Origin of the sequence: Erwinia rhapontici, from assembly GCF_012271765.1 — a bacterium.
GTDB classification, from domain to species: Bacteria; Pseudomonadota; Gammaproteobacteria; order Enterobacterales; family Enterobacteriaceae; genus Erwinia; species Erwinia rhapontici.
This window is the reverse complement of record NZ_VRKO01000004.1, coordinates 174,130-198,445: the sequence shown is the minus strand read 5'-3', so window position 1 is coordinate 198,445 and position 24,316 is coordinate 174,130. Positions and strand designations below refer to the sequence as shown.

The following is a 24,316-nucleotide window of genomic DNA, read 5'->3' as shown; positions in this document are numbered from 1 at the left end:
ATTAACGCACCTTCAGTGTTGCCAGGCCAATCAGCACCAGCATCAGTGAAATGATCCAGAAACGCACGATGACGCGAGGTTCTGGCCAGCCTTTCAATTCATAGTGATGGTGGATCGGCGCCATGCGGAAAATACGTTGCCCGCGCAGTTTGAACGACCCGACCTGCAGGATCACCGACAGCGTTTCCACCACAAACACACCGCCCATGATCACCAGCAGGAACTCCTGGCGCAGCAGCACGGCGATGGTTCCCAGCGCGCCGCCCAGCGCCAGTGAACCCACATCACCCATAAAGACCTGTGCCGGGTAAGTGTTGAACCACAGGAACCCTAAGCCCGCACCGACAATCGCGGTACAGACAATCACCAGTTCACCGGCATGGCGCAGATACGGAATATGCAGATACTCAGCAAACTTCACGTTACCCGTTGCCCAGGCCACCAGGGCAAAGCCCGCAGCAACAAAAACGGTGGGCATAATCGCCAGGCCATCAAGGCCATCCGTCAGATTGACCGCATTGCTGGTGCCGACAATCACAAAGTAAGCCAGCAGCAGATACAGCAGCCCCAGTTGCGGCATCACGTCTTTAAAGAACGGCACAACCAGTTCGGTCGCCGGGGTATCTTTGCCGATCATGTACATCACGAAAGCCGCAGCCAGCGCAATCACCGACTGCCAGAAGTATTTCCAGCGGGCAATCAAGCCTTTGGTGTCTTTGCGCACGACTTTACGATAGTCATCCACAAAGCCAACGGCGCCATAGCCTAACAGCACGAACAGTACGCACCAGACATACGGATTGGAAGGATAGGCCCACAGCAGCACTGAAATCGTGATGGCAGTGAGGATCATAATCCCGCCCATCGTCGGCGTGCCGCGCTTGCTGAAATGCGATTCCGGGCCGTCGTTACGTACAACCTGACCAAAAGACATTTCCTGCAGGCGGGCAATCATTCGCGGCCCCATCCACAAGGAGATAAACAGCGCGGTCAGCAGGCTGACAATGGCGCGAAACGTCAGATACGAAAAGACGTTAAAGCCGGAATAAAATGTGACCAGATGCTCGGCCAGCCAGACTAACATGCGCCTTTCTCCTGTAAGGTTTGCACAACCTGCTCCATCGCAGCACTGCGTGAACCTTTAACCAATACGGTAATCTGTTGATGTTGTGACAGTAGCTCACGCGCACGCGCGCTGAGTGCTGCCTTATCACGGAAGTGCTCGCCCACACCGCTGGCATCAGAGATGTCCTGGCTGAGTGAACCTACACTTAATACTTTGTCGATACCGGCGGCCTGTATGGCTGCACCCACCTGACGGTGGCACTCGGCGGCCTCAGCCCCCAGTTCGCCCATATCGCCGACGATCATCACGCGATAACCCGGCATCTCAGCCAGTACCTGTGCGGCGGCGGTCATCGAACCCACGTTGGCGTTGTAGCTGTCGTCCAGCAGCAACTGGTCCGCACCCAAGATCACCGGGAACAGACGCCCCGGAACGGCTTGCAGCGAACTCAGCCCTTGTTTTACTGCACTCAGCGGCGCGTCAACCGATAACGCCAGTGCACTGGCGGCCAGCGCGTTGGCAATATTGTGACGCCCCGGCAGCGGCAGCATCACCGCCACATCGCCTTTCGGCGTATGTAAGGTGAACTGCGTGCCCTGAGTGCTAAATGTCACGTCCGTGGCATAAAAATCACTGTCAGCCTGCTGCTCGGGCGAAAAACGCCAGACCGTTTTGGCATGCAGCGCCTGCTGCCAGTGCGGCCAGTCGTTGCTGTCGTTGTTGATAATCGCAGTGCCATGCAGCGGCAGGCCGTTAAAAATCTCACCTTTGGCTTTCGCCACGCCCGCCAGCGACCCGAACCCTTCCAGGTGCGCGGCAGCAAGATTATTCACCAGCGCCGTTTCCGGCCGGGTCAGTTCAGTGGTGTATGCGATCTCGCCCTGGTGGTTAGCCCCCAGTTCAATCACCGCATACTGATGATCGGTTGTCAGACGAAGCAGCGTCAGTGGCACACCGATGTCGTTATTCAGGTTTCCGGCGGTATACAGCGTCTCACCACATTCGCGCAGGATAGCGGCCGTCATCTCTTTCACGGAGGTCTTGCCAGAGGAGCCAGTCAGCGCCACAACGCGGGCACCCGATTGTTGACGGACCCAACCTGCCAGCTGGCCCAGTGCAATACGGGTATCCGCCACCACCACCTGCGGCACGGCGACAGGTAAGTGCTTACTCACTAATAACGCAAGCGCACCCGAGGTGAGTGCATCAGCAACAAAGTCATGTGCATCAAAGCGTTCGCCTTTCAAGGCGATAAACAGACAGCCTGCGGTGACCTTACGGGTATCCGTGGTGACCGCATCCATCGTCAGGTCGCTGCCATACAGCGTGCCGCCGGTGATGTCTGCCAGTTGCCGTAGCGTAAAAGCAATCATGCGAGAACCCCCAGCAGACGTGCGACGGTCACACGGTCAGAGTAATCAAAGCGCTGGTTACCGATGATCTGATAATCTTCATGGCCTTTACCCGCCACCAGAACAATGTCGCCTTCCTGCGCCTGCATTACCGCGTTAGTGACCGCTTGCGCACGTCCCATCACCACGCGTGCACGGCCCGCATCCAGCAGTCCACTCAGTACATCGGCAACAATCGCCGCCGGATCTTCGCTGCGTGGGTTGTCGTCAGTAATCACCACGACATCGGCAAACTGCTCGGCAATGGCCCCCATCAGCGGACGTTTACCTTTGTCACGATCGCCACCGCAGCCGAACAGGCACCACAGCTGACCTTTACAGTGCAGTCGCGCGGCTGCCAGCGCTTTCTCCAGAGCATCCGGCGTGTGGGCATAATCCACCACCACCGTTGGTTTGCCCGGTGCGCTGAACACTTCCATACGCCCGGTCACTGGCAGCAGTTGCTGGCCGGTAGAGGTCAGTGCAGCCAGCGGATAATCCAGAGACAGCAGCGTAGCCAGTGCCACCAGCAGATTGCTGACGTTAAATGCCCCCATCAGGCGGCTTTCAATTTCACCGTTCCCCCAACTGGATTCAAAACGCACAGAGGCCCCACCATCGTGGTAGTTAACGTCTGTTGCTTTCAGCCAGCGCCCACGGCAGCCGGGCTGTAAATTATTTTCCATCGTGACCGCGACGGCATCGGGCAATTTTTCCAGCCAGCGGCGACCCACATCGTCATCCGCATTAATGATCGCCTGGCCCACCTGATGCTCGGAGAACAGCAGCCATTTAGCCGCTTCGTAACGCGTCATATCACCATGATAGTCAAGGTGATCACGGCTCAGGTTGGTGAACGCAGCTGCCGCAAACGGCAAAGCAGCCACGCGATGCTGCACGAGGCCGTGTGAGGAGACTTCCATCGCTGCCAGCGTAGCGCCTTTGTTCACCAGCGAGGCCAGCAGGTGCTGCACATCCACCGCCGAGCCTGTCGTATTTTCCGCAGGTGCCAGTTGTCCGTAGACACCGTTACCCACCGTGCCCATCACCGCACCGGTTTCGCCCAACAACTGCGCCCACTGAGCCAGCAGCTGGGTGATGGTGGTTTTTCCATTAGTACCCGTGACGCCAATCAGCTTCAGTTTCTCACCTGGCTGCTGATAAAAACGCCCGGCCAGCGCAGACAAACGCTGAGAAAGCTGTGCGAGGAAGATCACCGGCACACCGTGCATCTGCACGATCTGTCCGTCTTCTGCTTCACCTTCGGCTTCGGCAATCACTGCCGCCACGCCTTGGGCAATCGCCTGAGGAATAAAACGGCGCCCGTCGGCCGCGTGGCCTTTTATCGCCACAAACAGATCGCCGGATGCCGCAATACGGCTGTCCAGCGTCATTTCACGCAGTGGGAGCTCCGGTGCGCCAGGCACCCAGGGGGCCAGTAAGTCGCGCAGATTACGATCGGTCACTCGATCCCTCATTCTTGTTAGTTACCATCTCGTTCTTGTCACTGGTGGGTAGCGCATCCGGTTCAACATTCATGGTGCGCAATACACCGCCCATGATGGCGCCAAACACGGGCGCAGATACCGCACCGCCGTAATATTTTCCTGCCTGGGGATCGTTAATCACCACCACCAGTGCAAAACGAGGGTTGCTGGCGGGTGCAACACCCGCGGTATAAGCAATGTATTTGTTCACGTACTTGCCGTCCGGACCGACTTTCTTCGCCGTACCGGTTTTAATCGCAATACGGTAACCCTTGATCGCAGCTTTCACGCCACCGCCACCGGGCAAAGCAACGCTTTCCATCATGTGCAACACGGTGCGCACCTGCGCTTCAGGGAAAACGCGTTGACCCGCCACCGGCGGGTCAACTTTGGTAATCGACAATGGGCGATAGATGCCGTAGCTGCCCATTGTTGCGTAGACTCGCGCTAACTGTAACGGCGTTACCATTAGCCCATAGCCGAAAGAGAAGGTGGCCCTCTCTATGTCAGACCACCGTTGTTTTTGAGGATATAAGCCACTGCTTTCTCCGACCAACCCCAAATTGGTCGCTTTGCCGAACCCAAAACGAGAGTAAGTATCCACTAACGCATTGGACGGCATCGCTAACGCCAGTCGTGAAACACCGACGTTAGACGACTTCTGTAGTACCCCGGTCAGCGTCAATTCGCTGTAACGCGCCACGTCTTTAATCTCATGGCCGTTAATCCGGTAAGGCACCGTGTTGAGTACGCTACCTTCACGAACCACGCCACGTTGCAGCGCCGTCATCACCACCATCGGTTTGACGGTGGAACCCGGTTCGAAAATATCGGTGATAGCACGGTTACGCATCACATCTTTGGTGGTACCAGACAGGTTATTCGGGTTATAGGCCGGACTGTTCGCCATCGCCAGCACTTCGCCCGTGTTCACATCCACCAGCACCGCCGTACCTGATTCCGCCTTGTTAAACGCCACGGCGTTATTCAATTCGCGATAGACCTGTGCCTGAAGGCGTTCGTCGATGCTCAACGCCAGGTTATGCGCTGCCTGGCTGTCTACCGTGGAAATATCTTCAATCACGCGGCCGAAACGGTCTTTACGCACCGTACGTTCGCCCGGTTGACCTGTCAGCCACTTATCAAAACTTTTCTCAACGCCTTCAATGCCCTGTCCATCGATGTTGGTGAAACCAATCAGATGGGAGGTCACCTGCCCGGCAGGGTAATAGCGGCGTGACTCTTCACGCAGGAAGATACCCGGCAGTTTGAGTTTCTTGATGTAATCGCCAATGGCTGGATTCACCTGACGCGCCAGATAAACAAAGCGGCCATTCGGATTGGCATTAACACGTGCCGCCAACTGGTCAAGGGGGATAGAAAGCGCATCGGATAAGGCTTTCCAGCGGCTGTCTAGCGTAATACCGCCTTTGTCGTGCAGTTCTTTCGGATCGGCCCAGATCGCATTGACCGGCACACTGACCGCCAGTGGTCGGCCCGCACGGTCGCTGATCATCCCGCGCGAGGTTGGGATGGCCTGAACGCGCAGTGAGCGCATATCCCCTTCTCGCACCAGTCGGTCAGGGTTAATGACCTGAAGATACGCAACCCGCAACAGCAGGCCTGCCAGCGCCAGAAAAATACAGCCACACAGCAACGCAAAACGCCAGCTTACAAAGCTGGCCTGATCTTCCGTGCGTTTCGACTTCTGCGTTTTGGTTGCGGCTCTCATTGAGTCCGTATGTCCTTATTGCTGTACCACAATATTTTCCTGAGAAGGATCAACGTGTTGCATCTGAAGTTTCTCCGTTGCTGTGCGTTCCACCCGGCTGTGATCGCCCAGTGCATTCTCTTCAAGGATCAGGTTACGCCACTCGATATCGAGGGCGTCGCGTTCCAGCACAAGCTGCTCGCGCTGAGCGGTCAGCAGGCGAGTTTTGTGTGCCGTCGTCACCACCAGCACGGCTGAAACCAGCGAGGCAACCAGCAGGATCAGAGGGATCTTGCCATGGCGCAGCAGGTCCCCGCCGATCACTCCCGGCAGGCTGTGACGTTCGTTGCCGATCATGACGCCGTGCGCTCCGCAATACGCAGTACGGAACTGCGCGCGCGCGGGTTATCACCAACTTCAGTGTCGCCAGGCATCATTTTCCCCAAGGCTTTCAGACGACGTCCGCCCAGGCTGTTCAGCTGTGCTTCGGTCATCGGGATACCATGAGGCACCTGAGGACCGCGACTCTGTTCACGCATAAAACGCTTCACAATGCGGTCTTCCAGCGAGTGGAAGCTGATCACCGAGAGACGTCCACCCGGAGACAATGCACTCAGTGCACCTTTCAGCGCCTGCTCAATTTCTTCCAACTCACTGTTTACCCAGATACGGATTGCCTGGAAACTACGCGTAGCAGGGTGTTTAAACTTGTCTTTGACTGGCGTTGCCGCATAGATCACGTCGGCCAGCTCTTTGGTTCGGGTCATTGGCTGTTCGCGGTTGCGCTCAACAATGGCGCGTGCGATACGTTTAGCAAAGCGCTCTTCACCAAAGGTTTTCAGCACAAAGACAATGTCTGTTTCTTCTGCTTTCAGCAGCCACTCGGCCGCCGACTGACCGCGCGTGGGGTCCATACGCATATCCAGCGGCCCATCGCGCATGAAGGAGAAACCACGTTCGGCATCATCAAGCTGGGGTGAAGAAACACCCAGATCCAGCAGGATCCCGTCGATTTTTCCGGTGAGCCCACGCTCTTCGACATACTCCGCCAGTGCGGAAAAAGGGCCATGAATGATGTTGAAGCGCGGATCGGTGATCTCAGCAGCGGCGGCAATAGCCTGCGGATCGCGGTCGATGGCATACAAACGTCCCTGCTCTCCCAGTTGGGAAAGGATCAGGCGTGAATGTCCACCGCGCCCAAAGGTGCCATCAATGTAGATGCCGTCAGAATGAATATTGAGGCCGTTTACCGCCTCATCTAAAAGCACTGTGGTGTGTTTAAAAGTATCCTGCATAGCTATAACGACAAATCCTGCAGCCGGTCAGACAAAGGCGCCTGAGAGGACTGCTCTGCGTCAATATCTTCCTTGACTTGTTGATACCAGGTCTGTTCATCCCACAGCTCAAACTTGTTGAACTGTCCAACCAGCATCACTTCTTTTGTCAGACTCGCATGTTGACGAAGGGTATTCGCCAGCAACAAACGGCCTGCATTATCCATCTGGCATTCACTGGCGTGCCCCAGTAACAGGCGTTGTACACGGCGCTCTGCTGGGTTCATGCTGGATAAACGAGACAGCTTTTGTTCAATAATTTCCCATTCGGGCAGGGTATAGAGCAACAGGCATGGCTGGTGGAGGTCAATGGTACAAACCATTTGCCCTTGTGATTCCCCGATCAGCGTTTCGCGATAGCGCGTTGGCACGGCAAGCCGCCCTTTGCTGTCGAGATTGACTAACGTTGCCCCTCGGAACATGCCAGTCTCACCCCCCAGTTACCCAAGATCACCACTTAACTCCACAAATTCCCACCAAAAGAGTGTACGGAGCAGAGGAAAACATTGTCAAGCCGCAGCAATGACTGAATGGCACTATTTCTTCGTGAGGTAAAATAGGGGGAAGTTAAAAACAAACGACCTTAAGAGGAAATTTAAAAATAAACTAATGAATAATGGCAGGAAATTCTCACAAGCCTGTCAATTGCTCAAAAACTTACCACCTATTCATCGCAAAAAATAAGCTGCCCGCTTTGCGACGTGGGCGGCATTTTAAGTTATTTCTTAAAATTTTCCCAGCACAACCCCAGTGACAGCGCAGGGTACTGTGACTGGCAAGTTACAGAGTATTTATAAACGTCAGGCTTTATAATCAGATGCTGACATTCAGCCTATCTTTTTACTTTTATTTACCCGACCTCTCTCCACCATCATGGCTAAATTGTGCCCACCCTGTTGGACAGATAAGAAAAAGGCAGCTTTCGCTGCCCTGAGTTTTCAGTTTGTTTTACGGTTTAAACGACCCCGTCGATAAAGATTACGACGGATTCGTGTCAGACCCGGTTTAGGTTTACGGGGCTCATCAAGGCTGGCAAGCACCAACTCAAGGACACGCTCCGCAACATCGCGGTGTCGCTGCCCCACGGCCAGCACCGGGCAATCGAGGAAGTCCAGTAACTCATGGTCGCCAAATGTGGCGATGGCCAAATCCTGCGGCAGCCGCCCTTCCCGACGCAACGTCACATCCATTACGCCCTGCAACAGGCCGAAAGATGTGGTAAACAGCGCCTCAGGCATGTCATGGGTTTCCAGATATTTTTCAAATAATGTTGCTGCGGCACTGCGCTCAAAACTGTTGGCATAAATGTAGTCGATCGGCCGTTCGTCCCCTTTCCATGCATCCCGAAAGCCCAACTCACGAAGGAAGCTGACGGACAGTTCCGGTAACGCCCCCAGGAAAAGCACTGATTTTGCGGGCAACTTACGCAATTCAGCACCCAATGCTTCGGCATCATCCTGATCGGCACCCACCACGCTGGTAAAGTGCTCACGATCCAGCGCACGGTCCAGAGCAATGATAGGCAGTGGATCGTTAATCCAGCGCTGATAGAACGGGTGCTCCGGCGGCAAGGAGGTAGAGACAATAATGGCATCCACCTGGCGTTGCAGCAGGTGTTCCACACAGCGCATTTCGTTATCAGGCTGATCTTCCGAACAGGCGATCAGTAACTGGTAGCCTCGCTGGCGGGCCTGGCGCTCCAGATAGTTCGCAATCCTTGTGTAGCTGGTATTTTCCAGGTCAGGAATAACCAGTCCTATCGAACGCGTGCGTCCGGCGCGTAACCCCGCAGCCACTGCATTCGGATGGTAATTATGCTCACGCACCACCGCCATAACCTTCTCGACGGTTTTATCGCTGACACGATACTGCTTGGCCTTGCCATTAATCACGTAGCTGGCCGTCGTACGCGAAACACCCGCGAGGCGCGCAATTTCATCCAGTTTCACAATAACCCCACAATTCGCTATGGATTAGTATTTGTAACATCTAACCGCAGAATAGTTTAGCGAGCAACCGCTTTTCATCTGCGACAGGGGCTTTGTGACAAAATAAAAAAACCCGGCATTACGCCGGGTTAACAAACATTCGGGATTCGGGTGGGAAGCTATCAACGCATAATGCGTTCGCCGCGCGCCACACCAACAATACCTGAACGCGCAACTTCAACGATTTCCGCGACTTCACGTACGGCGCTGAGGAAGGCATCCAGCTTGTCACTGGTGCCCGCAAGCTGAACCGTGTAAAGCGATGGCGTTACATCCACAATCTGACCACGGAAAATTTCAGCACAGCGTTTGACCTCTTCACGCCCATAGCCGCTGGCCTGGATCTTCACCAGCATGATCTCACGCTCGACGAAAGCGCCCTGCCCGAGTTCGCTGACACGCAGCACATCAACCAGCTTGTGCAGCTGCTTCTCGATCTGCTCCAGAACCTTTTGGTCACCCACGGTCTGAATCGTCATACGCGACAGCGTCGGATCGTCCGTGGGTGCCACGGTCAGGCTTTCAATGTTATAGCCGCGCTGGGAGAACAGGCCTACCACGCGGGACAATGCGCCGGATTCGTTTTCCAGCAGAACCGATAATACACGACGCATAGTTACGTCCTCTCCGTTTTGCTCAACCACATTTCGTCCATACCGCCACCGCGAATATGCATCGGGTAAACGTGTTCCGTGCCGTCAACGTTAACATCAACAAACACCAGGCGCTCGCGGCCCAGATGTTCGAGCGCTTCTGCCAGCTTCGATTCCAGTTCATCAGGATGGCTGATGGAGATACCTACGTGACCATAAGCCTCTGCCAGGCGGACAAAATCAGGGAGCGATTCCATATACGACTGCGAATGGCGACCGGAATAAATCATGTCCTGCCACTGCTTCACCATGCCCAGGACACGGTTGTTCAGATTCAGCACCAGTACCGGAATGCCGTACTGCAACGCGGTAGACAGCTCCTGGATATTCATCTGAATACTGCCATCGCCAGTGACACACACGACGGTTTCCTGCGGCAGAGCCAGCTTCACGCCCAGTGCAGCCGGCAGGCCAAAGCCCATCGTTCCCAGGCCACCGGAGTTGATCCAGCGGCGTGGTTTATCAAACTGATAATAGAGCGCAGCAAACATCTGGTGCTGACCCACGTCGGAAGTGACGTAAGCATCGCCATTTGTCAGGCGATAGATGGTTTCGATCACCGCCTGCGGCTTGATCTTATCGCTGGTACGGTCAAACTCGAGGCACTGACGTGAACGCCATTGATCGATGCTCTGCCACCAGTCGCGTACGCTGTCGTAATTCTGCTGCACATCGCTCTGTGCCAGCAGTTCCAGCATCTGTTGTAGAACCAGTTTGGCATCACCCACGATTGGCACATCCGCGGCAACCGTTTTCGATATCGACGTCGGATCGATATCGATATGCAGCACCGTGGCATTCGGGCAATATTTCGCCAGATTGTTGGTGGTACGGTCATCAAAACGCACACCGACTGCGAAGATCACATCGGCGTTGTGCATCGTCATATTGGCTTCATAGGTGCCATGCATACCGAGCATGCCCACACACTGGCGGTGCGTGCCAGGGAATGCACCCAGGCCCATCAGTGAAGTGGTCACCGGGATATTCAGCGTTTCAGCCAGCTGGCGTAGTTCGTCATGACAAACGGCATTAATCACGCCACCGCCGGCATAGATTACCGGCTTTTTCGCGGCCAGCAGAGTTTGCAGCGCGCGTTTAATCTGGCCTTTGTGGCCCTGAGTCGTCGGATTGTACGAACGCATGCTGACTTCATCAGGCCAGACATACGGCAGCTTATTCGCCGGGCTCATCATATCTTTAGGCAGGTCAACCACCACCGGTCCGGGACGACCGCTGGCCGCCAGCCAGAATGCTTTCTTCATAATGGTCGGGATATCTTCTACCCGTTTCACCATAAAGCTGTGTTTGACCACCGGGCGGGAAATACCCACCATGTCGCACTCCTGGAAGGCGTCGTAGCCGATCAGGGAAGACATGACCTGGCCGGATAGCACGACCATCGGGATGGAGTCCATATAAGCGGTAGCAATACCGGTAATCGCATTGGTTGCACCCGGTCCTGAGGTCACCAGCACCACACCCACATCACCGGTTGCACGTGCGTAGCCGTCGGCCATATGCACAGCACCCTGCTCGTGACGGACAAGGATATGATCCACGCCACCAACGGTTTGCAGAGCGTCATAGATATCGAGGACCGCTCCGCCGGGATAGCCGAATACATGTTTTACGCCCTGATCGATTAACGATCGGACCACCATCTCGGCTCCTGACAACATCTCCATTTTTGCCTCCAGGCTTAAGGTGCTGATTTATCTTGCACGGACAGCATAACGTCACCGGACGGCAGATAAGGTCAAAACCTGTTTTTTTTATGCTCAGATAGTGGAAGTCATTTCCAAAATCCAGGTACAGGGCGAAGCCCCAGTTTTTTGAGGTTATGGCAAATACCATAACCGTAGAAAAGTTGGCAGGCAAACGGCAAACCTTACGACATGTGCGGAAAGTGATAATTAAGGCTCTGCCCGCCTGCCCCTGCCATCGACAATTACACTGACGATTTCCCGTTCTAAAAGCGGATTATTCTGCGACGAAGAAATATGCATTGTGATCGTTTTGTTATTAAAACTTTGTGGCCTTTAATGCCCGGCGCGCCAAATAATTCCCACGCTTTGAGGATTGTTATTGAAGGTTGACAGCCCCGGTCTTTATCAGGTATCAATAAAGTCACTGCCAGAATTTAATGAGGTTTGAATCAATGATCCGCACTCACCGCCTACTCGGTCTACTACTAAACGCATCCTCTTTGCGCGGTAGACTGGTGGGCGGAATCAATCACTGATTCAGGCCTGTAAAACCTAAGAAACCCGCGCCGATGCGCGGGTTTTTTTATGCTCGCAGCAGCAGGCGACGTAAACCAGACAAGGAACTATTCCATGAGCGACCAAGTCATTATTTTCGATACCACTCTGCGCGATGGCGAACAGGCATTACAGGCCAGCCTGAGTGTGAAAGAAAAACTGCAAATTGCCCTGGCACTCGAACGTATGGGCGTTGACGTGATGGAGGTCGGTTTCCCGGTGTCGTCTCCTGGTGATTTTGAATCCGTCCAGACCATCGCCCGCCAGATTAAAAATAGCAGGGTCTGTGGCCTGGCACGCTGTGTAGAAAAAGATATCGACGCGGCCTATGAAGCGCTGCGTGTTGCAGATGCCTACCGTATTCACACCTTCCTCGCCACCTCGCCGATGCATATCGCCACCAAGCTGCGCAGCACGCTGCCAGAAGTGATTGAGCGTGCAGTCAAAATGGTGAAACGCGCACGTAACTATACGGACGACGTGGAGTTCTCGTGCGAGGATGGCGGACGCACCCCCATTGATGACCTGTGCCGCGTAGTGGAAGCGGCAATTAATGCCGGTGCCACCACCATCAACATCCCTGATACCGTGGGTTACACGCTGCCGTACGAATATGCCAACATCTTTAGCGCATTACGCGATCGTGTGCCGAATATTGATAAAGCCATTCTGTCTGTTCATACCCACGACGACCTGGGGATGGCGGTAGGTAATGCGCTGGCCGCCGTTAACGCGGGCGCCCGTCAGATTGAAGGGGCGATGAATGGCCTGGGTGAGCGCGCAGGTAACTGTGCGCTGGAAGAAGTGATTATGGCGATTAAAACCCGCGGACAATTGATGAACGTTCAGACGCGGATTAATCATCAGGAGATCTACCGTACCTGCCAGACCGTCAGCAAAATCTGCAACATGCCTATCCCTGCCCACAAAGCGATTATCGGCTCCAATGCTTTCGCTCACTCTTCCGGTATCCACCAGGATGGCGTGCTGAAAAATCGCGAAAACTACGAAATCCTGACACCAGAATCCATCGGTCTGAAACAGGTGCAGTTAAACCTGACCTCACGTTCCGGCCGTGCTGCCGTGAAGCACCGCATGGAAGAGATGGGCTACACCGACAGCGAATACAATATGGATACGCTGTACGACGCATTTAAGGCGCTGGCCGATAAAAAAGGCCAGGTGTTCGATTATGACCTGGAAGCGCTGGCATTTATCAACAAACAGTCTGAAGAGCCAGAATACTTCACGCTGGATACCTTCAACGTGCAGTCCGGCTCCAGCGTGATTGCGACCGCTACCGTGCAACTGGGCTGCGGTGAAGAACAGAAGACTGAAGCGGCGACCGGAAACGGCCCGGTGGATGCGGTGTATCAGGCGATTAACCGCATTACCAGCTTCGATACCGAGCTGATCAACTATCAGCTGACCGCTCAAGGTCACGGTAAAGATGCCCTGGGTCAGGTGGATATCGTGGTGCAGTACAACGGCCGCAAATTCCACGGCGTGGGCCTGGCGACGGATATCGTCGAATCCTCGGCTAAAGCGATGGTCAACGCACTGAACACTATCTGGCGCGCACGTCAGGTTGAACAGGAATTACAGCGTAAGTCTCAGATCAAAGACCAAAAGGAAGCCGTATAACATGTCCCGCACTTACCATATCGCAGTGTTACCCGGTGATGGCATCGGCCCGGAAGTGATGGCACAGGCCAGTAAAGTCCTGGACGCTATTCGCCAGCGTTTTGATCTGCGTATCTCCACCAGCGAGTATGACGTTGGCGGTATCGCCATTGACCGCCACGGCGTACCCTTGCCTGAGGGCACCGTCAAAGGCTGTGAGCAGGCTGACGCTATTCTGTTCGGTTCTGTTGGTGGCCCAAAATGGGAACACCTTCCACCGACCGAGCAGCCTGAGCGCGGCGCCCTGTTGCCACTGCGCAAACATTTCCAGCTGTTCAGTAACCTGCGCCCGGCCAGCCTGTATCAGGGGCTGGAAGATTTCTGCCCGTTGCGCCGTGATATTGCCGATCAGGGGTTTGATATCCTGGTGGTCCGTGAACTGACCGGTGGGATTTACTTCGGCCAGCCGAAAGGCCGCGAAGGCAGCGGTATGCATGAACGCGCTTTCGACACCGAGGTGTATCACCGTTTCGAAATCGAACGCATTGCGCGTATCGCCTTTGAATCCGCGCGTAAACGCCGTAACAAAGTCACCTCGATTGATAAAGCCAATGTGCTGCAATCCTCGATTCTCTGGCGTCAGATTGTGAATGAAGTGGCGCAGGATTACCCGGACGTCGAGTTAAGCCATATGTATATCGACAATGCCACCATGCAGCTGATCAAGGCGCCGTCACAGTTTGACGTGATGCTGTGTTCTAACCTGTTCGGTGACATCCTGTCCGATGAATGTGCCATGATCACCGGCTCGATGGGCATGCTGCCGTCAGCCAGCCTGAACGAAAAAGGCTTTGGTCTGTTTGAACCGGCCGGTGGCTCCGCCCCGGATATTGCCGGTAAAAATATTGCTAACCCGGTGGCGCAGATCCTGTCGCTGGCCCTGCTGCTGCGCTACAGCCTGAATGCGGCCGATGCCGCTGATGCGATTGAGCAGGCCATTAACCGTGCGCTGGAAGAAGGTTTCCGCACCGGCGATCTGGCAGGCAGCGGCAAGGCGATCGGCACCGATGAAATGGGCAGCGTGATTGCCCGGTTTATTCGCGAAGCATAAAAATATGAAAACACTGTACGAGAAGCTGTTTGATGCGCATGTCGTGCACGAAGCACCCAATGAAACGCCGCTGATCTATATCGACCGTCACCTTGTCCATGAGGTGACGTCAGCGCAGGCCTTTGACGGTCTGCGCGCACACGGTCGCCCGGTGCGCCAGCCGTCAAAAACCTTTGCCACGATGGATCACAACGTCTCCACTCAGTCGCGTGACATCAATGCCAGCGGCGAGATGGCACGGATTCAGATGTCGATGTTGATCAAAAACTGTGAGGCCTTTGGCGTCCAGCTGTTTGACCTCCGCCATCAATTCCAGGGCATTGTGCATGTGATGGGGCCAGAGCAGGGATTATCACTGCCTGGCATGACCATTGTTTGCGGTGATTCCCACACCTCAACCCACGGTGCACTCGGTGCGCTGGCCTTTGGCATCGGCACCTCCGAAGTGGAGCACGTACTGGCAACGCAAACGCTGAAACAGTCACGGGCGAAAACCATGAAGGTGGAGGTTCGCGGTCAGACTGCGCCAGGGATTACTGCAAAAGATATCGCGCTGGCCATTATCGGTAAAACCGGCAGCGGTGGCGGCAACGGTCACGTTGTGGAGTTCTGCGGTGCAGCTGTCGAAGCGCTGAGCATGGAAGGGCGTATGACCCTGTGCAATATGGCGATTGAACTGGGTGCCAAAGCCGGGCTGATTGCGCCCGATGACACCACCTTTAACTACGTCAATGGCCGCCGTTTTGCCCCTAAAGATGCCGCCTGGCAGCAGGCCGTCGACTACTGGCGTACGCTGAAAACTGATGAAGGCGCGCACTTCGACAAAGTGGTCACGCTGGATGCAGCAGATATAGCGCCGCAGGTCACCTGGGGAACCAACCCCGGTCAGGTGATTGCCGTCAGTGACCCGATTCCCGATCCGGCTTCGTTCAGCGATCCAGTGGAACGTGCCTCGGCAGAAAAAGCGCTGGCCTATATGGACCTGAAACCCGGTATCCGTCTGACCGACGTGCCGGTGGATAAAGTGTTTATCGGCTCCTGCACTAACTCGCGCATTGAAGATTTACGCGCGGCCGCAGCCGTGGTGAAAGGGCATAAGATTGCTCAGGGTGTGCAGGGCTACGTGGTGCCGGGTTCTGGCCCGGTGAAAGCGCAGGCAGAAGAAGAAGGTCTGGATAAGATCTTTATCGATGCGGGCTTTGAATGGCGTTTACCGGGCTGTTCTATGTGCCTGGCGATGAATAACGATCGCCTCAGCCCCGGAGAACGCTGTGCCTCCACCAGCAACCGCAACTTTGAAGGTCGTCAGGGCCGTGGCGGACGTACCCATCTGGTCAGCCCGGCCATGGCCGCCGCAGCGGCGGTCGCTGGTCACTTTGCTGATATCCGCGAGCTGATTTAAGGAACTGTTATGGCGAAAAAATTCACGCAGCACAGCGGTATCGTGGTGCCGCTGGATGCGGCTAACGTTGATACCGATGCGATTATCCCTAAGCAGTTTTTGCAGATGGTGACGCGCACCGGTTTCGGCCGGAACCTTTTTTATGACTGGCGTTATACCGACCCCGAAGGGCAAATTTCCAACCCGGAATTCGTGCTGAATAAGCCTGAGTTTAGCGGGGCCAGCATCATGCTGACGCGGGAAAATTTTGGCTGTGGTTCCTCACGCGAACACGCCCCCTGGGCGCTGACGGATTACGGAATTCAGGCCATTGTCGGTTCCGGTTTTGCCGATATCTTTGCTAACAACTCATTCAATAACCAGCTGCTACTGGTGACGCTGAGCGAAGCGGAAGTCGACGAGATGTTCCAGTTAGTGGCAGCGGAACCGGGCATTCGCTTCACGGTTGATCTGGAAAATCAGCAAGTGCGGGCCGGGGATAAAACCTACCCGTTTGAGATCGACAGCTTCCGCCGTCACTGCCTGATTAACGGGCTTGATGCGATTGGCCTGACCTTACAACACGACGCCGATATCACCGCGTACGAGCAAAAACAGCACGCGTTTTTGCGTTGATATTGCGGGCTGACCGAAAAAGAAGGTCAGCCCCTGGAACCTCTGTACGAGCCAGGCATGCGCGGCCCGTATTTATACCACGCGCTGTTCTCTGACCCGCCACGACAGCGCAAACGCCACCAGCGCCAGCAGTAACGCCACCCAGTACACCGAGTGATGGCCGAACGTCTCCGCCAGCGCCCCCTGCACCACACCCGCCAGGATCACCCCGGTTGAGATACTGTTGGTAAACAGCGTGGTGGCCGCACCAGGCCGCGACGGCATCAAGTCCTGGAACCAGATCATGCCAATCCCGGCAATAATGCCGATATACACCGCATTAAACAGCTGCAATATCATCAGTGCGGTGCGACTCTGGAACAGCACCAGACCAAGATAAAACAACGCCCCGCAGGCCACCGCCAGCAACATCATATTACGCTTACCAAAGCGTTTCACGTAGTGCCCTGCCAGCAGCATCACCGGGATCTCCAGCCCTGCCGCCGTCCCCATCAACAGACCGGCCAGCGTATCCGGCATTCCCAGCACGCTACTGATATACAACGGCATATCAATGATATACATCGTGTTACAGGTCCACATCAGGACCGATCCGATAAACAGCATACGCACATCGCGGCTCTTCCAGCCGCTGACGTCGGTGATGGGCACATCTGCTGTCGCAGCCTGCACGCGCGGCACCGACGGCAGGGTAAACCAGATTAATGCCACACAAACCACGAACAGCAGCGCAGCGACGAGAAACATGGTGGTAAAACCGTAGTTCAGCGCAATAGCAAAAGAGAGCGGCGGGCCAATTACCCACGCCAGTGATAACTGGGCGCGCATCACTGAACTAAACATCACCGCTTCACGGGCAGAGCTGTCAGCATATTCGCGTGCCAACGCAAAAATTTGCGGCATCGCCACGCTGGCGACCGCAGACAAGAAGACCCCGGCGGTAATTAACGTCAGATAATGACGATTGAAGGCGAATAACAACGCGTTACCTATCGCCATCACGCAGCAAAACAGGATCAGCATACGTCGGTCACCACGACTGTCCGAGCGTTTTGCCAGCAGCAGACTGACCACGATCCCCGCCACCGCATTCACCGTATAAAACAGCCCAACCCAGAAGGGGCGCACCGCCACTTCACGGCTCAGAAACAGGCTAAGAGTGGGGGCCTGCAACGCACCGGCAATCCCAACCATGAAAGAAACCGCCATAAAAGCCAGATAGACCGGATGAATACGACGGCGTTGGAGCGATGTCATGACGGATGCCTCGACTGGCTGAAATAAGAGTGAACAGACTCAGAGCTTAGAAGAAAACCGACGAAAAAAGCCAGCGGCTTACCGCTGGCTGGTGAAAAGCACCATACTCAGAATCAGGGCTTACGCCACTGTGAATGATTGAACGCCATTCCGAAGAATGCCTCCCGCTCTTTCATCTGTTGCCATTATCGCCGTAATATAAGGCAGGAAAAACAGACAGCTTTTAACACAGGGTTCCTCTTTTATGTCCTCACCCCGTTTACAGCAGCAATTTATCCGGCTCTGGCAATGTTGCGACGGCCAGCCACAGGAAACCACGCTCAGCGATCTGGCGGTACAGCTTAGCTGTTCCCGGCGTCATATGCGTAACCTGCTGAATGCCATGCAGGATCAGGGCTGGCTGGAGTGGCAGGCTGAGGCAGGACGCGGCAAGCGTTCACGCCTCACTTTCCGTTATACCGGGCTGGCGTTACAGCAACAACGGGCAGAGGACTTACTGGAACAGGACCGCATCGACCAACTGGTGCAACTGGTGGGGGATAAAAACCGCGTACGTCAGATGCTGCTCTCCCATTTAGGCCGCAGTTTCCGCCAGGGTAAACATATTCTGCGCGTGCTCTACTACCGTCCGTTACTGAATCTGCTGCCCGGGACGCCGCTGCGCCGCTCGGAAACGCATCTTGCGCGGCAAATCTTCAACGGGCTGGCACGGATAAATGAGGAAAACGGGGAAATCGAGCCGGATATTGCCCATCACTGGCAACAGATCGCCCCGCTGCACTGGCGCTTCTTTCTGCGCCCGGCCATCCACTTCCATCATGGCCGTGAACTGGAGGTTGAGGACGTCATTGCCACGCTCGTACGCTTACAAGAGCAACCGCTTTTCAGCCACCTCGAACGTATTGAATGCCACACGCCCTGGACGCTGGATATTCATCTCAGCCAGCAGGATAACTGGCTACCCTGGCTGCTGGGCAGTGTCAGCGCCATGATCCTGCCGAAAGAGTGGCCGCATATGCGTAATTTTGCCCGTCAGCCGGTGGGCACCGGCGCCTACGAGGTGGAACGCAACCAACACAGCCAGCTGCGCATTGCCGCCTTTGATGACTACTTTGGTTATCGCGCATTGATTGATGAGGTCAATATCTGGGTGCTGCCGGAGATCAGCGACGAACTGGTCTACTCCGGTGTCAAACTGCAAAGCGAAAACACTGATGAAAAATCCGAAGAGAGCCGACTGGAAGAGGGCTGCTATTTCCTGATGTTTGATCAGCGTTCTGAGCACGGATGTAACGAACAGCTGCGCCGCTGGATCAGCACCATTTTCAACCCTATCGCCCTGCTGAACCACAGCGGTATTGCCTACCAGCGCTACTGGTTCCCGGCCTACGGCCTGCTGCCACGCTGGCATCATCGCCGCGATATGGCCATTGCAGAGAAACCCGCCGGGCTAACCTCACTGACCATCACCTGGTACAGCGATCATATTGAACACCAGGGCATTGCCAACGCGCTCGGACCGATCCTTGCCGCACACGGCGTTGAGCTGATCACTCAGGAAATTGATTATGAAAGCTGGTATCGCGGCGAGGCTAAAAGCGATATCTGGCTGGGCAGCGCCAACTTTACCCTGCCGCTGGAGTTCTCTCTGTTTGCCCTGCTGTATGAGATCCCGCTGATGCACCACTGTGTGCCGACTGACTGGGAAAGCGATGCCCGACTCTGGCGCGAGCAGAAACTCTCGCTGGCCGACTGGAGCAAGCAGTTGATCGACAGCAACTTCCTCCATCCGCTGTTCCACCACTGGCTCCTGCTGCATGGACAGCGCAGTATGCGCGGTGTACGCATGAACACGCTGGGCTGGTTCGACTTTAAATCTGCCTGGTTCGCTCCCCCCGAATCATGACGCTTTCGTAACAAAGACGAAACCACTAGAATGAGCCGTTCTCAACGGGGTGCGAAGACATCTGCTGACGCCGGATCACTGCCTGCGCAGCACTTTAAAACGCTGCGAGCAAGCATTCAGCCGGTGAAGGCCAGCGCACAGCCACCGCAGCATACATCAGTATGTGAGGATGGCGCGCACTGCCCGACGCCGGATCACTGCCTGCGCAGCACGTTAAAACGCTGCGAGCAAGCATTCAGCCGGTGAAGGCCAGCGCACAGCCACCGCAGCATACATCAGTATGTGAGGATGGCGCGCACTGCCCGACGCCGGATCAATGCCTGCGCAGCACGTTTTCGCTGAGATAAAACCCGTCGAACCTGACCCGGATCATACCGGCGTAGGGATTTGAGAGTGTCACTGACTCAGATCCTTTGCGCATACCTTCAAGGAACGCAAAGTGTTGAAAAAATATTTACCTCTGCTGGTGCTGTTTTCCCTGCCTGCCCTCGCGGCCAAAGAAACCCTGACGGTTTACACCTACGACTCCTTCTCTGCCGAATGGGGACCGGGTCCAGCCATCAAGAAAGCCTTTGAAGCACAGTGTCACTGTGAACTGACATTCGTGGCCCTTGAAGATGGCGTCTCGCTGTTAAACCGGCTGCGCATGGAAGGCAAAAACAGCAAAGCGGATGTAGTGCTGGGCCTGGATAACAACCTGCTGGATGCCGCAGAAAAAACCGGGCTGTTCGCCGCCTCAAACACCGATACGTCCCACAGTACCGTCCCCGGCGGCTGGAAGAACACGACGTTTGTCCCTTATGACTACGGCTGGTTTGCTTTTGTCTATGACAAAACCAAGCTACAGAACCCGCCGAAAAGCCTGAAAGAATTGGTCGAGAGCGATCGTCCCCTGAAGGTGATCTACGAAGATCCGCGCACCAGCACCCCGGGCCTTGGCCTGCTGTTGTGGATGCAGCAGGTGTTTGGCGATAAAAGCCCGGAAGCCTGGCAGAAGCTGGCAAAGAAAACGGTGACCGTCACTAAAGGCTGGAGCGAGGCGTATGGCCTGTTCCTCAAGGGCGAAAGCGATATGGTGCTCAGCTACACCACCTCTCCCGCTTATCATCTGATTGAAGAGAAGAAAGATCAGTACGCCGCCGCCAACTTCAGCGAAGGGCACTATTTACAGGTGGAAGTCGCCGGTCAGTTGAAGTCCAGCAAGCAACCGAAGCTGGCGCAGCAGTTTATGCAGTTTGTGATGACTCCAGCGTTCCAGGACACCATCGCCACCGGCAACTGGATGTACCCGGCAATCAGCACGACGCTACCAGCGGGCTTCAATACCCTGACTGTTCCAACGACCTCACTGCAATACAGCCCACAGGACGTGGCAACACAGCGCAGCAACTGGATTAGTGCATGGCAACGCGCCGTCAGCCGCTAATTCCCGGCTGGTTAGTGCCCGGCGTGCTGGCTGCGATGCTGCTGGTCAGCGTGGCCTCGTTGGCGTTTTTTGCCCTTTGGCAGAATGCGCCCACCACCGACTGGCGCGGCCTCTGGCAGGATAGCTATCTGTGGCACGTGCTGCGCTTCTCCTTCTGGCAGGCACTGCTGTCCGCGCTGCTCTCGGTGTTGCCCGCCATTCCTCTGGCCCGGGCCCTTTACCGCCGCCGCTTCCCTGGCCGCAGCACGCTGCTGCGGCTGTGTGCCATGACGCTGGTGTTACCGGTACTGGTGGCGGTATTTGGTATTCTCAGCGTATATGGTCGCAGCGGCTGGCTGGCGCAGCTGTGCGCCCTGCTTGGCGTTGACTACACCTTCTCGCCTTACGGCCTGCAAGGTATCCTGCTGGCCCACGTCTTTTTCAACCTGCCACTGGCCACCCGCCTGCTGCTGCAGGCACTGCAGCAGATCCCCGGCGAACAGCGGCAGATCGCTGCACAGCTAGGCCTGAGTGGCTGGGCACATTTTCGTATTGTCGAATGGCCATGGCTACGGCGCCAGATCCTGCCCGCCGCAGCGCTGATCTTTATGCTGTGCTTTGCCAGCTTTGCCACCGTACTGTCGCTGGGCGGCGGTCCGCAGGCGACCACCATTGAGCTGGCGATCTTCCAGGCATTGAGTTTCGACTACGATCCCGGGCGCGCAGCCCTGCTGGCGCTGTTACAGATGCTGTGCTGCCTGGGGTTGGTTATGCTCAGCCAGCGTCTGAGTAAAGCGATCCCAGCGGGCAGCGACAGCCTGGGCGGCTGGCGCAATCCGCAGGATAGCTGCCGTGCTCGCATACTGGATTTGTTGCTGATTGCCGCCGTATTACTGCTGATCCTGCCACCGCTGCTGGCCGTGGTGATCGACGGATTGAATCAGGGGTTCAGCACGGTACTGCATCAGTCTGCGCTGTGGCAGGCAATGTTAACCTCTGTGCGCATTGCACTGGGAGCGGGAATACTCAGCGTGGTTCTGACGATGATGCTGCTGTGGAGCAGTCGTGAGCTGCGCCTGCGTCAGCGCCCGTTATGGGGACAAACGCTGGAAATGAGCGGTATGCTGATCCTCGCGATGCCTGGGATTGTGCTGGCAACGGGCTTTTTCCTGTTGCTCAACCAGACCATCGGGCTGCCCGAGTCAGCGGAAGGGATGGTGATCGCTACCAACGCACTGATGGCCGTTCCCTACGCGATGAAAGTGCTGGAAAACCCGCTGCGCGATATTGCCGGGCGCTATAGCCTGCTGTGTCTGTCGCTGGATATTCGCGGTTGGAACCGCCTGCGGCTGATTGAACTGCGCGCGCTGAAACGCCCACTGGCACAGGCGCTGGCCTTTGCCTGCGTGTTGTCGATTGGTGATTTTGGCGTAGTGGCGCTGTTCGGTAATGAAAACTTTCGCACACTGCCCTTTTACCTTTATCAGCAGATAGGCTCGTATCGCAGCAGCGACGGTGCGGTCACCGCCCTGTTGCTGCTGTTGCTCTGTTTCCTGCTGTTTACCCTGATTGAAAAACTGCCGGGGCGCCATGTTAAACCTGACTAATCTGACTTATCTGTATCACCACCTGCCAATGCGCTTTACCTTCAGCGTACAGGCGGGTGAACGCCTGGCGATCCTCGGCCCAAGCGGGGCGGGAAAAAGCACCTTACTGAGCCTGGTCGCCGGATTTTTACCGGTGAAAAGTGGTGAATTACAGCTGAACGGCAGCGAACATCGCGACAGCGCGCCAGCCCAACGCCCGGTATCGATGCTGTTTCAGGAGAATAACCTGTTCCCACACCTGACCGTGGCGCAAAACATTGGGCTGGGGCTGCACCCTGGCCTGAAGCTTAACCACCAGCAGAAGCATGAGTTACAGAATATCGCCCAGCGCGTCGGTCTGACGGACCACTTACAGCGTCTGCCCCATCAGCTTTCAGGCGGTCAGCGCCAGCGTGCGGCGCTCGCCCGTTGTCTGGTGCGTCAGCAGCCGATCCTGCTGCTGGACGAACCCTTCTCAGCGCTGGATCCGGCGCTGCGTAAAGAGATGTTAGGCCTGGTGGATGACGTCTGTACCGAACGCAATATCACCCTGCTGATGGTGTCGCACAGTATTGAAGACGCCGCGCACATTGCGCCGCGTAGCCTGCTGATTGTTGATGGGCGGGTTTACTGGGATGGCAGCACCGCGCAGTTACAGCGCGGTGCAGTGCCAGAAGCGGCGATATTGGGCATCGCCTTAGAAGAACACATCCCACAATAAGTGACGGAAAATCGGCATCATTGGATGGAACTGGATCGCCGTAAAGCTCACCACCGCCAGCACTATCATCAGCGGCGCCAGCCAGCGCAGACGCGTCAGGGGCAGATACGACGTAGCCCAGTCGTTCTGCTTCCTGGAACGCAGCCAGCGCCAACCCAGCCAGCAGCCCAGCCATACCAGTATCGCAACGCCTAACAGCAGCCACTTAAAGAGGCCGCTGCTGGCATCCTTTGGCACATCAATCGCCACCCCGGCGAGGATCCCCGGCAATAAGTAAAGCGGCGGCCACAGAATGCAGCCGATGATATTCGGGGGAATAAACTTGCGGACTGGCAGTTCAAGCATTCCGGCGACCAGCGGGATGAGCGGGCGTGTTGGCCCCACAAAGCGGCCAACGATGATGGTAAACATGCTGTGCTCATGCAGCGCGTGCTCCGTTTTATCCATCAGCTTCTGGTGTTTTTTAATAAACGACCAGCGGTGCAGCGGCCCTTTGAACTGCCAGCCAATAAAATAGGAAATCCAGTCGCCCAGCAGACAACCCAATGTGCCAACGGCCCAGGCAGGATACAGCCCAATCTGCCCGCTGCCGATCAGTGCGCCAAATGACGCCATCAATACCGTACCCGGTAACAGCAACCCGACCAGCGCCAGCGATTCAAAAAAAGTCACCAGCCCAACGGCCAGCAGTGACCAGGCCAAAGATTGGGTGATTAAATGTTGCAGCCAGGCTTCCATAACATTCCAAAAAAATGAGCAGAACCCCGGATTGTCCAGAGGCGGCAGGAAAGCGTCA

At 55.8% G+C, this 24,316-nt stretch carries 22 protein-coding genes; 10 read left to right on the top strand and 12 right to left on the bottom strand.

Annotated elements, in window-relative coordinates; all coding sequences use genetic code 11:
* Position 1: 1 nt before the first annotated feature.
* The 10 genes from mraY to ilvI form a co-directional block, all read right to left on the bottom strand.
* The gene (mraY, locus tag FVB43_RS02925; RefSeq protein WP_133842304.1) at positions 2–1,084 is read right to left on the bottom strand and encodes a phospho-N-acetylmuramoyl-pentapeptide-transferase; all 1,083 of its coding nucleotides are present in this window, start codon (positions 1,082–1,084) and stop codon (positions 2–4) included.
* Positions 1,078–2,439: a UDP-N-acetylmuramoyl-tripeptide--D-alanyl-D-alanine ligase gene (gene murF, locus FVB43_RS02920; RefSeq protein ID WP_167863363.1), complete on the bottom strand. Its 1,362-nt coding sequence runs from the start codon at positions 2,437–2,439 to the stop codon at positions 1,078–1,080. The genes mraY and murF overlap by 7 nt, the downstream gene beginning before the upstream one ends.
* Positions 2,436–3,923: a UDP-N-acetylmuramoyl-L-alanyl-D-glutamate--2,6-diaminopimelate ligase gene (murE, locus tag FVB43_RS02915; RefSeq protein ID WP_133842306.1), complete on the bottom strand. Its 1,488-nt coding sequence runs from the start codon at positions 3,921–3,923 to the stop codon at positions 2,436–2,438. Before murE ends, murF begins: the two co-directional genes overlap by 4 nt.
* Positions 3,910–5,676 (bottom strand): peptidoglycan glycosyltransferase FtsI, encoded by a 1,767-nt coding sequence (locus FVB43_RS02910; RefSeq protein WP_133842307.1) that lies wholly within the window; start codon positions 5,674–5,676, stop codon positions 3,910–3,912. Before FVB43_RS02910 ends, murE begins: the two co-directional genes overlap by 14 nt.
* Before the next feature lie 15 nt (positions 5,677–5,691).
* Positions 5,692–6,012 (bottom strand): cell division protein FtsL, encoded by a 321-nt coding sequence (gene ftsL / locus FVB43_RS02905; protein ID WP_133842308.1) that lies wholly within the window; start codon positions 6,010–6,012, stop codon positions 5,692–5,694.
* Positions 6,009–6,950: a 16S rRNA (cytosine(1402)-N(4))-methyltransferase RsmH gene (gene rsmH / locus FVB43_RS02900; RefSeq protein WP_133842309.1), complete on the bottom strand. Its 942-nt coding sequence runs from the start codon at positions 6,948–6,950 to the stop codon at positions 6,009–6,011. The genes ftsL and rsmH overlap by 4 nt, the downstream gene beginning before the upstream one ends.
* A 2-nt stretch (positions 6,951–6,952) precedes the next feature.
* On the bottom strand, positions 6,953–7,411 hold the full coding sequence (gene mraZ / locus FVB43_RS02895) for a division/cell wall cluster transcriptional repressor MraZ (RefSeq protein ID WP_133842310.1): 459 nt from the start codon (positions 7,409–7,411) through the stop codon (positions 6,953–6,955).
* A 516-nt stretch (positions 7,412–7,927) separates the two neighbouring features.
* Positions 7,928–8,938, bottom strand: a complete 1,011-nt coding sequence (cra, locus tag FVB43_RS02890) for a catabolite repressor/activator (protein WP_133842311.1) — start codon at positions 8,936–8,938, stop codon at positions 7,928–7,930.
* A gap of 161 nt (positions 8,939–9,099) precedes the next feature.
* Positions 9,100–9,591, bottom strand: coding sequence for an acetolactate synthase small subunit (gene ilvN, locus FVB43_RS02885; protein WP_133842312.1), 492 nt, complete (start codon positions 9,589–9,591; stop codon positions 9,100–9,102).
* Positions 9,592–9,593: 2 nt separating this feature from the next.
* The gene (gene ilvI / locus FVB43_RS02880) at positions 9,594–11,318 is read right to left on the bottom strand and encodes an acetolactate synthase 3 large subunit (RefSeq protein ID WP_133842313.1); all 1,725 of its coding nucleotides are present in this window, start codon (positions 11,316–11,318) and stop codon (positions 9,594–9,596) included.
* A gap of 458 nt (positions 11,319–11,776) precedes the next feature.
* Here ilvI and leuL point away from each other — a divergent pair, with 458 nt between their 5' ends.
* The 5 genes from leuL (at position 11,777) to leuD (ending at position 16,645) form a co-directional block, all read left to right on the top strand.
* Complete coding sequence (leuL, locus tag FVB43_RS24825; protein ID WP_197931253.1) at positions 11,777–11,875, top strand: leu operon leader peptide; 99 nt, start codon at positions 11,777–11,779, stop codon at positions 11,873–11,875.
* Between the two features lie 94 nt (positions 11,876–11,969).
* On the top strand, positions 11,970–13,538 hold the full coding sequence (gene leuA / locus FVB43_RS02870) for a 2-isopropylmalate synthase (protein WP_133842314.1): 1,569 nt from the start codon (positions 11,970–11,972) through the stop codon (positions 13,536–13,538).
* Position 13,539: 1 nt separating this feature from the next.
* Positions 13,540–14,628: a 3-isopropylmalate dehydrogenase gene (gene leuB, locus FVB43_RS02865; RefSeq protein ID WP_133842315.1), complete on the top strand. Its 1,089-nt coding sequence runs from the start codon at positions 13,540–13,542 to the stop codon at positions 14,626–14,628.
* A gap of 4 nt (positions 14,629–14,632) precedes the next feature.
* Entirely contained in the window at positions 14,633–16,030 is a 1,398-nt protein-coding gene (gene leuC, locus FVB43_RS02860) for a 3-isopropylmalate dehydratase large subunit (protein ID WP_167863362.1), read from the top strand.
* 9 nt (positions 16,031–16,039) lie between these two features.
* Entirely contained in the window at positions 16,040–16,645 is a 606-nt protein-coding gene (gene leuD, locus FVB43_RS02855; RefSeq protein WP_133842317.1) for a 3-isopropylmalate dehydratase small subunit, read from the top strand.
* A 72-nt stretch (positions 16,646–16,717) separates the two neighbouring features.
* Here the strand turns inward: leuD and FVB43_RS02850 are convergent, their stop codons facing one another.
* Entirely contained in the window at positions 16,718–17,902 is a 1,185-nt protein-coding gene (locus FVB43_RS02850) for an MFS transporter (RefSeq protein ID WP_133842318.1), read from the bottom strand.
* Positions 17,903–18,146: 244 nt separating this feature from the next.
* Between FVB43_RS02850 and sgrR the strand changes: the two genes are divergently transcribed.
* The 5 genes from sgrR (at position 18,147) to thiQ (ending at position 23,520) form a co-directional block, all read left to right on the top strand.
* Positions 18,147–19,808: an HTH-type transcriptional regulator SgrR gene (gene sgrR / locus FVB43_RS02845; protein ID WP_159336884.1), complete on the top strand. Its 1,662-nt coding sequence runs from the start codon at positions 18,147–18,149 to the stop codon at positions 19,806–19,808.
* 30 nt (positions 19,809–19,838) lie between these two features.
* Entirely contained in the window at positions 19,839–20,054 is a 216-nt protein-coding gene (locus tag FVB43_RS02840) for a hypothetical protein (RefSeq protein ID WP_167863361.1), read from the top strand.
* A gap of 193 nt (positions 20,055–20,247) precedes the next feature.
* Complete coding sequence (gene thiB / locus FVB43_RS02835; protein ID WP_133842320.1) at positions 20,248–21,234, top strand: thiamine ABC transporter substrate binding subunit; 987 nt, start codon at positions 20,248–20,250, stop codon at positions 21,232–21,234.
* The gene (gene thiP, locus FVB43_RS02830) at positions 21,210–22,820 is read left to right on the top strand and encodes a thiamine/thiamine pyrophosphate ABC transporter permease ThiP (protein ID WP_159336883.1); all 1,611 of its coding nucleotides are present in this window, start codon (positions 21,210–21,212) and stop codon (positions 22,818–22,820) included. Before thiB ends, thiP begins: the two co-directional genes overlap by 25 nt.
* Positions 22,804–23,520, top strand: a complete 717-nt coding sequence (thiQ, locus tag FVB43_RS02825; RefSeq protein WP_133842322.1) for a thiamine ABC transporter ATP-binding protein ThiQ — start codon at positions 22,804–22,806, stop codon at positions 23,518–23,520. The genes thiP and thiQ overlap by 17 nt, the downstream gene beginning before the upstream one ends.
* Here thiQ and FVB43_RS02820 read toward each other — a convergent pair.
* The gene (locus tag FVB43_RS02820; protein WP_133842323.1) at positions 23,497–24,258 is read right to left on the bottom strand and encodes a DedA family protein; all 762 of its coding nucleotides are present in this window, start codon (positions 24,256–24,258) and stop codon (positions 23,497–23,499) included. The two genes, thiQ and FVB43_RS02820, sit on opposite strands and share 24 nt — an antisense overlap.
* Positions 24,259–24,316 lie beyond the last annotated feature (58 nt).

Bases quoted from the DNA above. Each gene is read 5' to 3' on its own strand.
- ilvI (WP_133842313.1), bottom strand. From the start codon at position 11,318: ATGGAGATGTTGTCAGGAGCCGAGATGGTGGTCCGATCGTTAATCGAT.
- thiP (WP_159336883.1), top strand. From the start codon at position 21,210: ATGGCAACGCGCCGTCAGCCGCTAATTCCCGGCTGGTTAGTGCCCGGC.
- FVB43_RS02910 (WP_133842307.1), bottom strand. From the start codon at position 5,676: ATGAGAGCCGCAACCAAAACGCAGAAGTCGAAACGCACGGAAGATCAG.
- thiQ (WP_133842322.1), top strand. From the start codon at position 22,804: ATGTTAAACCTGACTAATCTGACTTATCTGTATCACCACCTGCCAATG.
- sgrR (WP_159336884.1), top strand. From the start codon at position 18,147: ATGTCCTCACCCCGTTTACAGCAGCAATTTATCCGGCTCTGGCAATGT.
- FVB43_RS02820 (WP_133842323.1), bottom strand. From the start codon at position 24,258: ATGGAAGCCTGGCTGCAACATTTAATCACCCAATCTTTGGCCTGGTCA.
- murF (WP_167863363.1), bottom strand. From the start codon at position 2,439: ATGATTGCTTTTACGCTACGGCAACTGGCAGACATCACCGGCGGCACG.
- leuC (WP_167863362.1), top strand. From the start codon at position 14,633: ATGAAAACACTGTACGAGAAGCTGTTTGATGCGCATGTCGTGCACGAA.
- rsmH (WP_133842309.1), bottom strand. From the start codon at position 6,950: ATGCAGGATACTTTTAAACACACCACAGTGCTTTTAGATGAGGCGGTA.
- FVB43_RS02850 (WP_133842318.1), bottom strand. From the start codon at position 17,902: ATGACATCGCTCCAACGCCGTCGTATTCATCCGGTCTATCTGGCTTTT.
- leuA (WP_133842314.1), top strand. From the start codon at position 11,970: ATGAGCGACCAAGTCATTATTTTCGATACCACTCTGCGCGATGGCGAA.
- mraZ (WP_133842310.1), bottom strand. From the start codon at position 7,411: ATGTTCCGAGGGGCAACGTTAGTCAATCTCGACAGCAAAGGGCGGCTT.
- leuB (WP_133842315.1), top strand. From the start codon at position 13,540: ATGTCCCGCACTTACCATATCGCAGTGTTACCCGGTGATGGCATCGGC.
- ilvN (WP_133842312.1), bottom strand. From the start codon at position 9,591: ATGCGTCGTGTATTATCGGTTCTGCTGGAAAACGAATCCGGCGCATTG.
- leuD (WP_133842317.1), top strand. From the start codon at position 16,040: ATGGCGAAAAAATTCACGCAGCACAGCGGTATCGTGGTGCCGCTGGAT.
- ftsL (WP_133842308.1), bottom strand. From the start codon at position 6,012: ATGATCGGCAACGAACGTCACAGCCTGCCGGGAGTGATCGGCGGGGAC.
- FVB43_RS02840 (WP_167863361.1), top strand. From the start codon at position 19,839: ATGAGCCGTTCTCAACGGGGTGCGAAGACATCTGCTGACGCCGGATCA.
- mraY (WP_133842304.1), bottom strand. From the start codon at position 1,084: ATGTTAGTCTGGCTGGCCGAGCATCTGGTCACATTTTATTCCGGCTTT.
- leuL (WP_197931253.1), top strand. From the start codon at position 11,777: ATGAGGTTTGAATCAATGATCCGCACTCACCGCCTACTCGGTCTACTA.